Annotated in this window: 11 protein-coding genes, 2 pseudogenes and 1 other annotated feature; of the genes and pseudogenes, 3 read left to right on the top strand and 10 right to left on the bottom strand. The window is 34.7% G+C overall.

From position 1 onward, the window contains the following. On the top strand, nt 1-261 hold a 261-nt coding region (locus tag C564_RS36870), incomplete at its 5' end, for a hypothetical protein (protein WP_018766552.1). 258 nt (nt 262-519) lie between these two features. Here the strand turns inward: C564_RS36870 and C564_RS0119945 are convergent. From C564_RS0119945 to C564_RS32340, 5 genes and pseudogenes are all read right to left on the bottom strand, one after another. After that, nucleotides 520-777 (bottom strand): hypothetical protein, encoded by a 258-nt coding sequence (locus C564_RS0119945; protein WP_003203928.1) that lies wholly within the window; start codon nt 775-777, stop codon nt 520-522. 667 nt (nt 778-1,444) lie between these two features. Continuing rightward, nucleotides 1,445-1,588, bottom strand: a pseudogene (locus C564_RS35110) (IS6 family transposase); the annotation flags it as partial. Nucleotides 1,589-1,890: 302 nt separating this feature from the next. Continuing rightward, nucleotides 1,891-3,321, bottom strand: coding sequence for a proline--tRNA ligase (proS, locus tag C564_RS0119930; protein ID WP_006093398.1), 1,431 nt, complete (start codon nt 3,319-3,321; stop codon nt 1,891-1,893). A 44-nt stretch (nt 3,322-3,365) separates the two neighbouring features. Continuing rightward, nucleotides 3,366-3,575, bottom strand: a binding site (T-box leader). Nucleotides 3,576-3,679: 104 nt separating this feature from the next. Further along, entirely contained in the window at nt 3,680-3,964 is a 285-nt protein-coding gene (locus tag C564_RS0119925) for a YesK-like family protein (protein WP_018766549.1), read from the bottom strand. 182 nt (nt 3,965-4,146) lie between these two features. Then, a pseudogene (locus C564_RS32340) lies at nt 4,147-4,407 on the bottom strand (YesK-like family protein); the annotation flags it as partial. A 148-nt stretch (nt 4,408-4,555) separates the two neighbouring features. On the opposite strand from C564_RS32340, the gene C564_RS0119915 reads away from it, so the two are divergent. Together C564_RS0119915 and C564_RS0119910 are read left to right on the top strand one after the other, a co-directional pair. After that, complete coding sequence (locus C564_RS0119915) at nt 4,556-5,869, top strand: alkaline phosphatase family protein (RefSeq protein ID WP_018766547.1); 1,314 nt, start codon at nt 4,556-4,558, stop codon at nt 5,867-5,869. A 108-nt stretch (nt 5,870-5,977) separates the two neighbouring features. Continuing rightward, the gene (locus tag C564_RS0119910) at nt 5,978-7,261 is read left to right on the top strand and encodes an MFS transporter (RefSeq protein WP_003194782.1); all 1,284 of its coding nucleotides are present in this window, start codon (nt 5,978-5,980) and stop codon (nt 7,259-7,261) included. A 268-nt stretch (nt 7,262-7,529) separates the two neighbouring features. On the opposite strand, the gene C564_RS0119905 is transcribed toward C564_RS0119910, so the two are convergent. The 5 genes from C564_RS0119905 to C564_RS0119885 form a co-directional block, all read right to left on the bottom strand. Then, nucleotides 7,530-7,781 (bottom strand): helix-turn-helix transcriptional regulator, encoded by a 252-nt coding sequence (locus C564_RS0119905; RefSeq protein ID WP_081621497.1) that lies wholly within the window; start codon nt 7,779-7,781, stop codon nt 7,530-7,532. Between the two features lie 112 nt (nt 7,782-7,893). Beyond that, nucleotides 7,894-9,135 (bottom strand): MFS transporter, encoded by a 1,242-nt coding sequence (locus C564_RS0119900; protein ID WP_018766545.1) that lies wholly within the window; start codon nt 9,133-9,135, stop codon nt 7,894-7,896. A 62-nt stretch (nt 9,136-9,197) separates the two neighbouring features. Continuing rightward, entirely contained in the window at nt 9,198-9,782 is a 585-nt protein-coding gene (locus C564_RS0119895; protein WP_003194773.1) for a TetR/AcrR family transcriptional regulator, read from the bottom strand. 80 nt (nt 9,783-9,862) lie between these two features. Further along, nucleotides 9,863-10,006 (bottom strand): hypothetical protein, encoded by a 144-nt coding sequence (locus tag C564_RS0119890; RefSeq protein WP_018766544.1) that lies wholly within the window; start codon nt 10,004-10,006, stop codon nt 9,863-9,865. A gap of 147 nt (nt 10,007-10,153) precedes the next feature. Next, nucleotides 10,154-10,408, bottom strand: a complete 255-nt coding sequence (locus C564_RS0119885) for a hypothetical protein (RefSeq protein WP_003205752.1) — start codon at nt 10,406-10,408, stop codon at nt 10,154-10,156. Nucleotides 10,409-10,432 lie beyond the last annotated feature (24 nt).

The following is a 10,432-nucleotide window of genomic DNA, read 5'->3' as shown; positions in this document are numbered from 1 at the left end:
CAACGAACATTTTTAGAAACTGAAGTATCATTGAAAGCAGATAGCATCATAACAAAACAAAAAAATGACATTCAAAAAAATAAAGAATCATTTCATGATGTATGCAAAAGCTTAACTGAACAAGGGATTGTACTAGATAAAAGTTTTGAAAGTAAAACAGGTAGTGCAGTTAAAAAAACATTACATGATCATCTCAACCAAATTCGAAATGAAATCATTTCTGTACAATATGATTTAATTGATAGTTGTGGAAAAAAATAAGAAAAAAAGTCCTCTTATATAGGACTTTTTTCTTATTTCTAAGGTAAACTTTTACATATTTGTTTACATTCATTCCATTGATTTTATTGGCTTTATAGCAAATCACTCATTTTCTCCAAAATCACTAACGAAAGTATACATTCAAAACATGACAAATAAAGAGATTAAGATACCTGCAAACAAAAAAGAAAAAGCTAGATCCAGACTAGCTTTTTTACATAATCAGTGTTAGCGAAACTTATTATTAAAGTATTTTATCTAGTTTTCTACCCAAATTTTATAAATAAAAGACTGCGGAGCAATATAATCCCAATCAGTATGAATTTTAAAACTAGGATTATATAATGTATTAGCTCTTACTAATTCATAGACCAACGCATATGCGATCTTCTCATCAGTAGTTTTGTATCCTTCATATAGGTTGCCAATTTCATTGTATACCACGCTACATGCCCATTCCTGTGCTTCACGTAGTGTTTCAAAGCTCATTCCATCCTCATACCAACGAATATTCATATACAGACCTCCTAAAGTAAAACTTAATTAAAGTTTACATAACACCACTTATCGGTAGAAATATATTAAAGCCATAATTACACATAAAGAAAAAGAATCCCTTATGATTTCTGGGATTCTTTTTCTTGTTTAAAGTTTGCTCACACAAATGATCTGCACATCAATTCATCTTTGATATACAGATCATTTGTATGATAATTTCAAAAAATAAGTGCAGAGAATTATATTACATGAATGCTTTTATAAGTGTTGTTACTAATGGAATTACTCCACCTAAGAATGTTAAAACTGCCATTGCGATTGCCATAATCATTTCCTCCCTTTTAATATTAAGATGTTATGAATCTTTATACCTTTATCATAGTAAGCGCTTACATGAATAGCAATATATTTTAATATGTAATATTACATCTTAAAACCATGTTTTATACTGTCATAATAGAATAGGTAAATTCTACAGCATTTTCCGACGAACTAAACAGCTAATAAACATGAAATTTCGCGTAAATAAAAAGGAAGAGAATTTTTATAATTCTCTTCCTTCTTTTTTATGTTTTCATAAACATTAATTATCTATCTTAATAAGGTGCACGTATACAGTTATTAGTTCTGGTGCAAAAATAAATTTTCAAAAAAGTAGGACCTAAATTTCCTACTAAATTACCGATTATGATGCGATACCAAACAATTTATCAATGAAATCTTTTTGATTTTGGGCAGGCTTTACCCCTTGATGAAGTTGCTTCTTTTTCATCATATGCATCGCTTCTATGCCACTCAGTATGTAAGTGGCTGTACGAAATGCTTTGAATCATAACATCGTGGAACAAGATCATCGCTTGCATACATGACGTTCATGCCTTGTGCCTTATCACCTAAGTTTCCGCCATCCTCCCTTGCCAAAATCAAATTATCATTTAATTTAATCTTAACACATCCGCCATCGTTCCTTTTCGATATTGTTCTATTGGTTCATAGGAAACAAATGAAATAATTAAAACAAAATAACTCCATCCCCAAAATACATACTGTAAATTTAAACAAACATATAAATAGACCTTTATCTCGAATTTTATAAGTTCGAGATAAAGGTCTATTTTAAAACTTACATAATTAATACGCCTTGCCCCAATACACCATATGCTCTGCTTTCTTCCCACAGCATACACATTCTTGTACTAATTCTTCTTGCTCAAATGGTATACAACGCGATGATACTCCTGCTTCTTCTTTTAATTTTTCTTCACAAGCCAGCTCACCACACCACATTGCCTTAATAAACCCTTGCTTTTCATCAGCCGCTTGCTTCATTTCTTCAAAGGCTGTAACACTATATGTGTTTTCATCGCGAAATGCCTTTGCTTTATTAAATAGAGAATCGTGAATCTCATCAAGTAATGATGTGATACGCTCTTCTAATTGATCCATTGATACGAACTCTTTTTCCTTCGTATCGCGTCTGACAAGTACCACTTGATTCTTCTCTATATCTTTTGGACCAACTTCTAATCGAATTGGAACACCCTTCATTTCATACTCGTTAAATTTCCAACCTGGCGTTTTATTACTAGCATCTATTTTTACGCGCGCAACTTTTTGAATACGTCCTTGTAGCTGGGTTGCCTTTTCTAACACACCTTCTTTATGCTGAGCAATTGGTACAATAACAACTTGTACTGGTGCTACTTTTGGCGGCATCACTAGCCCGTTATTATCACTATGAACCATAATAAGTCCACCGATCATTCTTGTTGATACGCCCCAAGATGTTTGATGTACATATTGCCATTTTCCATTACGATCTAAAAATTTAATATCAAACGCTTCAGAGAAATTAGTCCCAAAGTTATGAGATGTTCCTGTTTGAAGCGCTTTTCCATCATGCATTAAACTTTCAATCGTATATGTTGCTTTCGCCCCTGCAAATTTTTCTTTTTCCGTTTTCTGTCCTTTAATTACTGGAATTGCTAAGTAATCTTCACAGAAAGAGGCATACAGGTTTAAAATGTTTAACGTTTCTTCTTGAGATTCTTCTGCCGTTTCATGAATTGTATGACCTTCTTGCCATAAAAACTCAGTTGTACGAAGAAATGGTCTCGTCGTTTTTTCCCAACGGACAACCGAACACCACTGATTATATAATTTAGGTAAATCATTATAAGACTGGACAATTTTTGAAAAATGCTCACAAAATAAAGTTTCAGATGTTGGACGAACGCAGAGTCGTTCCGCTAACTTCTCGTCTCCTCCATGTGTAACCCATGCTACTTCAGGTGCAAATCCTTCCACATGATCCTTCTCTTTTTGTAGTAAGCTCTCTGGAATAAACATTGGCATATACACATTTTCATGACCGGATTCTTTTAATTTCCCATCCATCACTTTCTGCATATTTTCCCATAACGCGTATCCATACGGACGTAAAATCATACATCCTTTTACACTTGAATAATCAACTAACTCAGCTTTTTTCACAATATCGGTATACCACTGAGCAAAGTCTTCTTCCATTTTTGTAATAGCTTGTACTTGTTCTTTTGCCATATTCTTTTCCTCCTTTAGAAAATAAAAAAAGCCCGTGTCCCCTAAATAGGGACCGAGCTTTTGCCGGCGTTACCACCCTGATTCATGCACAAATAAATTGTACATGCTCTCTTTTTGATAACGGGAACTTCCCGCTGCATATGCAGAACGCAAAGGTAGGTTCCATATCGCCTTTTTAAGAATCTTCCAGCCAAACGGATTCTCTCTCTAGAAAAAAGGTGGGACATGTACTAATCCTTTTTCATCGTTATAACGAAATAAATTTGTTGAATATCATAATATAAATTCTATTTTAAAACAATAGCTAATTTTCTTGTTTTTATATATTCTTTTCGTTTTTTTCTGTTTTATACTGAATTTACACATAATTTTTCCGAAAGAGTTTTACAAATTGATGAGTAATCATACCGATGATTGTTCCCACTAAAACAAAGAAACATGCAATACCATAACCCATTCCATCCCATCCTCCAATAGCGAAGATAGTAAAAGGAAAGAAAGCTAAACAAAGGAGAATTAAAATAAGTGCAAATATAATATCAAACGGTCTCTTTGGAAATTGCTTCTTTAATAAAAATGAAACAGCAAATACAATGAGAATTGTTACAGCTCCAATTATAAAAAACACTTCAAATCCATTCATTCCATTTCCTCCTTCCATCAATTTTCCTATAATTATTATATATTTTAAAATTCAAAAAATAAACAATAAACCTTCCTCATGGATGATTTTTTATAATCAGATATTAATAGTGATATACAATAATAAGTATCATAAAATTTGCAGGGATCTACTAAATGTCCCTTATCAATTTTTATTTTCGCCCTAAACAATTTTACAATTTGATGAAGTAACATTCCAACAACTGTTCCAATTAGTATAAAGAAACATAAGAAACCATATGCCATACCTTCAAATCCACCAATAAAAAATAACGTGATTAGAAAACAAATTAGACAAATTATAATGATAATAAGACCAAACGTAATATCAAATGAGCGATTCGGAAAGCTTTTTCGTAACATGAACGACACAAAGAAAACAACAATTACTGTTAGGACACTAGTTATTAAAAAGGTTTCCATCTTTCTTCCCTCTTGATTTCTTCTTACGCACATTATACTCTTATTAGTCTGAATATATAAAAAATACTTTCTTCTCCGAAAGATATTTTTATTACTAGGTATTAATAGTAATATATAATAATAGGTTATATAACAGGAGGTATACACAATGGGCAAGCCATTAACAAATCATGTAATTGTTTTATCTTTTGACTGTTTATCAGCTTTAGATTTTCCTATATTACAAGAACTTCCTCATTTTCGGTCTTTAATAGAACAAGGTGCAATTGCAAAAAAAGTAGAAGCTATTTATCCTTCTGTAACATATCCAAGTCACGCCACTATTGTAACTGGTAACTACCCTAACAAACATGGTGTTGTAAGCAATACATTACTTCAGCCTGGCAGGGAATCACCAGATTGGCATTGGTACCGCCGTTCTATTAAAGGAACGACATTATATGACGAGGCACGAAAAGCGAATTTAACAACAGCTGCACTTCTATGGCCTGTTACAGGAAGAGCAAAAATTGACTACAACTTACCTGAAATTTTTCCAAACAGACCGTGGCAAAATCAAGTTCTTGTTTCATTATTTAGTGGAAGCCCGTTGTATCAGCTAGATTTAAATCGTCGTTTTGGCCATATTAGAAAAGGGTTGTCACAGCCCGAACTTGATGATTTTGTCCTCGCCTCAGCCGTACATACCATACAAACAAAAAAACCGAACGTCATGTTTGTTCACTTTACAGATTTAGATACACAAAGGCATTATCATGGATTTTCTTCTACGGAGACAACAGCTGCTATTCAGCGGCACGATGAGAGACTGGGGAAGATTATCAAAGCATTAAAAGAAACTGGTATATACGAAGCAAGTACAATTATTGCCCTCGGTGATCATAGCGCTCTAAGTGAGAATAAGGCTATTCAATTAAATGTTCTTTTCCATCAAAAAGGACTCATTTCAGTAAATCAAGATGGCAAATTAACAAATTGGAAAGCTTATTGCCAAAGCTGTGATGGCTCTGCTTACGTATATGTAAAGGATAAAAATGATATCCAAACTATACAAGTTGTCCAACACCTTCTTGAAGAACTCCTTCAAGATAAACAAAATGGAATCGAATTTATCCTTCATGATGAAGGCGCAAAAGAGCGCGGTGCTGATGGAAACTGCCTTTTTATGCTTGAAGCAAGAGAAGGCTATTACTTCACCGAAAACTACACAGGAGAGTTTATAAAAGAAATCTTGGAAAAAGATGTAACTCCCAGTAAAAAATACACGTTCGGTACGCATGGCTATTCTCCAACAAAACCAAACTATGAGACCATCTTCATCACCGCTGGAAAAGGCATTCGCCAAGGTGCAATTATTCCTTATATGCGTCTCATTGACGAAGGACCGACCATTGCACGGTTGCTCGGATTATACCTTGGTGAAACTGACGGAACTATAATAGAGGATTTACTTCAATTGTAAAGAAATGTGTATCTATGTAAAAAATACGTAAAACTTACCTCTGTTTCTCTTTTTCCTATTTCTATTTTTGTACACTAATGCTAGAACGACTATAAGGAGGAACATTCTATGAAAAAAATGTCCAGACAAGAAAAAAGCTGGATATTGTATGACTGGGCCAACTCGGTATACTCGCTCGTCATTACAACTGCACTATTTCCTATTTATTTCAAAGCTGCTGCAAAAGAAGCAGGTCTATCTGGAGCAACTTCAACAGCTTATTGGGGATATGCAAATTCTCTCTCAACACTTTTAATTTCTATTCTCGCTCCTATTCTCGGTACAATTGCCGATTATAAAGGCTTTAAAAAACGCTTTTTCACATTCTTTTTTGGACTCGGTATTATATTTACAAGTATGCTAGCTGTTGTTCCAACATCACAGTGGTATTTACTACTAGGCTGCTATATGCTCGCTTTAGTTGGATTTGCTGGAGCAAACATTTTCTATGATGCATTTTTAGTAGATATCACAACAGAAGATCGAATGACCCGAATTTCAACTCGTGGTTTTGCATTAGGCTATATCGGAAGTACAATTCCATTTATTGGATGCCTCACTCTAATTATCCTTGCCCAAAAAGGAACAATCCCATTATCAGTTGGTATCGCCAGTCAAATTTCCTTTGCAATTACAGCTCTTTGGTGGGGATTATTTACGATTCCGATGCTCAAAAATGTGGAACAAACGCATTATATTGAACGGCACCCAAAACCGATCACAATGAGTTTTAAGCGCTTAGCTAATACATTTAAAAATATCCGTCAATATCGCACTGTATTCTTGTTCTTGCTTGCTTATTTCTTCTACATTGATGGCGTCGATACAATTATTACAATGTCCACAGCTTATGGCACAGACCTTGGTATTAGTGCGACAAACTTACTTATTATTTTATTTGTAACACAAATTGTCGCTTGTCCATTCGCCTTGCTGTATGGGAAACTATCTGAAACGTTCAAAGACAAGAAAATGCTATATGTCGGTGTTATTATTTATATCATTATTTGTGCATACGCTTATTTCTTAAAAACAACACTCGACTTTTGGATTTTAGCAATGCTTGTTGCAACCTCTCAAGGCGGAATTCAGGCGCTCAGCCGCTCATATTTTGCAAAGTTGGTACCGAAAGAATCTGCAAATGAATTCTTCGGATTCTATAATATTTTCGGTAAGTTCGCAGCTATTATGGGACCCGTATTAGTCGGTGTAACAACTCAGCTAACAGGAAGAACAAATGCTGGTGTACTAAGCATTATCGTTTTATTTATAATCGGCGGATTCATACTAACACGAGTACCGGAAAATGCGACTTCTGTTACACCACCTGCTCCAAAATCGGAAACACTATAATAGAAAATGTCCCTTTCTGCATGCAGAAAGGGACATTTTCTATTATTCTATCGATAGCCCACACTACCATATATATCCATTTTAATTCCCCGACATCTAAGTCGTGGTTATGAAAACAAAAGCAGTTCTCCACTCGTTTTCTCCTTCTGTTTTCACATGGAATGGGGTAAAAAAGACACCGACCGCTCCTACCCATGGGTGGATGCTCTCTCCCACCTAAAAGGAATGGTTTTATGTCGGTCTTTCAATCCGTATTTATATAAAAACTCTACTGCTTATACAAAAATAATTTATCAACCGTTGTCCCTAATACTTCAGCTAAACGAAATGCCAGAGCTAAACTTGGATCATATTTATTATTTTCAATTGCATTTATCGTCTGTCTCGATACTTTACATTTATCAGCTAATGCACCTTGTGAAATATTATTTTCAGTGCGCAATGCGTAAATTTGGTTTTTCACATCTTTTCTCCTAACCTGTAAAATTATTTTTACAACATCAGTATATATTTGGTACATATAGTTGTCAAAAGATCCCCATATAAAGTGAAACTTTAATCAGTGGGGGTCTTACTGCCCGTTAATGCGGGATAGAAAAGGAGCATAAATCGCTCCTGTTCTAGTAGAATTCCTACACCAAAGAATCCGTAACCCCCTTTTGATTTGCATCCTCTTTTTTATTTCTAACTTCTTCATTTATTCTCATACGTAAAATTGGTAAAATCGCGAGTAAAATAAGTGACATCGCTATACAAAATACAATAATAAGTGAAGTCGCTTCTTTTAATCCCCCAGCTAGTGAATTTCCAATTAGCATAGTTCCCATAAAAAGCGGTAAAATTGTACCATTTACACGTCCTACCATATTCTCCGGTACAAGCTGAATCATAAGCGTTCCAACAACAATGTTCACACAAGCTAAGCAAATTCCCGTTCCAAACCGCATCAAACTAGTAATCCAAAATGATGTGGACAGTCCTTCTACAAGAAAAGACATAGCCAAAACACCCATACCAAACACAAACATTTTTTTCGGATTCACTTTTGAAGCAAAGACTGCTGCAACGACGCCTCCAATGAGCATACCTATTCCATCAGCAGCTGCTAAATATTGAACAGCCTCCTTCTCCATTCCCAATCGTTCAATAACAAGAAATATTTCTAATGGATTTGTTAATCCTACTGCTAACCCCATAATCGCGAAAGTAATTGTAATCATACATAAATTTTTTGTTTGAAGGACATACCTCCATCCCTCTTTTATATCATTCCATAATGAGATACTCTCAGGTTTCTCTTTTTCTATCCATCTTGGTAAAAACGAAAGAGTAATAGCCGATAACACAAACAATCCAATTAAGCTATATAGTGAAATAAACAACCCAAGCTGTGTATAAACAATCGATCCTACAACTGGCCCAAAAATCATAAATAGTGACTGTAGCGTTTGGTTTACTGCAATTGCGTTTGCAACATGTTTTTCTTCTACGTAGCGTTTAAATATTCGTGACGATGAAGGCTGAGAAAATTGTCCAACAACCGCTGAAACAAGCGCTGCAAAAAATATAGCCTGCCAATAATCCATTTTTAACAAGAACACAATTCCAATAATAGATACCATACTCAGCATATCTCCTACTACCATCGTTCGTTTCGGATTCCAACGATCTGCTAGCGCACCACCAATGAATGAAAAAACAAAAATGGGTGCGTATTCCATAACCGATAATAATGAAACTGAAACGGGATCATTATTTGTTCGCTCCATAACGAAATACAAAAGTGCCATATTTCGAATCCAAATTGCAAACTGCTGTAAAATATCAGACGCCATAACAAGCATAAATGCTCGATTTTTAAATAAAGATTTCATACTATCTCCCCTTTATAAACCGACCGTCCAGTCTAATTTAGTATGAAAGAAAAGCTGCTGATTTAAGATTCAGCTGCCATTCCTTGTAGCAGTACATCTATTGCCTTCTTGTAAATGCGTTTCATTTCTGTAGAGTCTAGCTCATAGTAAAGTACCCCAAGCCCTGATAATAAGCCATTTACAATGTACATAAGATCCCTGGTATCTCCTTGACGGAATTCTCCAGATTTTATACCTTCTTCAATTAATTTTTCAAAAACACCATATGATGCCCTTGCTAAAACCAGCATTTCATCCAGAGTTTCTTTGCTCACAATTTGACTTGTAGAAAACTCTTCCACGGCACTAAAAATAGGCTGTTGTATATCTTCCACGTGGTACTCTGCAAGCCCATATAATTTTTCGGTACTCGTATGATAATGCTTTTCTTTTTCATTCCACTTTTCAAGCCAATCATACGTATGTTGTTTTACTACAAATAAAAATAATTCTTCCTTACTTTTAAAATGATAATAAATGCTACCTTTACTACGTTCAGTAATTTCACAAATATCTTCCATAGATGTTGCAGCGTATCCTTTTTGTGAAAATAACTCTTCCGCTTGGTACGCTATTTCTTTTTTTATCTCTTCTGCACTCTTCCTCATGTTCACACCTCACTAAACCGACCGTTCAGTTTAATATTAACAAATATAAAACCTCTTTTACAAGAGGTCATATTCCTTATTTAGGAAAAAGTATTCTCAAACCATGTTCGAAGTGTATGAATAGCTCCAACCTTCAAACCAAGTTTAACAATAAATACTCCCCCTGCAACTAATAAAAATAAAGCTACCTTCCCTTTATTTTTAACTTTCGGCTTCCTCTCCATGTTCATTCCCCTTATAACATCATATATTCCTTATTTATTAATACACTGCATTTAAACAAACGTTTGTTTAGCTGATTCTATACGGATTCAAGTCAACTAATCAAACGTTTGTTTAAAAAGAAGTACGCCCATAAAGAGCGTATTTTTTTAATCTCCACCGCCGCCACAGCTACCGCCATCACCACCTGAAAAACCGCTATCTCCTCCAAACGAACTTCCACAATCATGTGAATTATCGCTATCAGATCCTGCAAAGAAAAATGGTGTAGAAGTAGCCGTAGTGGATGTACTATCACCAGTACCTGATTTATAAAGATTTACTTTCCGTTTATTCGATCTAATTGATTTTACAATCATTCCAATTAAAACTAAAAACAATAATGCCGCTATTACAAATCCCATATGAAATCCTCCTTTTATTTTCCG

The organism is Bacillus sp. 105MF, from assembly GCF_000374885.1.
Classification (GTDB): Bacteria; Bacillota; Bacilli; order Bacillales; family Bacillaceae_G; genus Bacillus_A; species Bacillus_A pseudomycoides.
The sequence above is the reverse complement of the archived record's forward strand: the minus strand, read 5'-3'. Positions and strand labels throughout refer to the sequence as shown.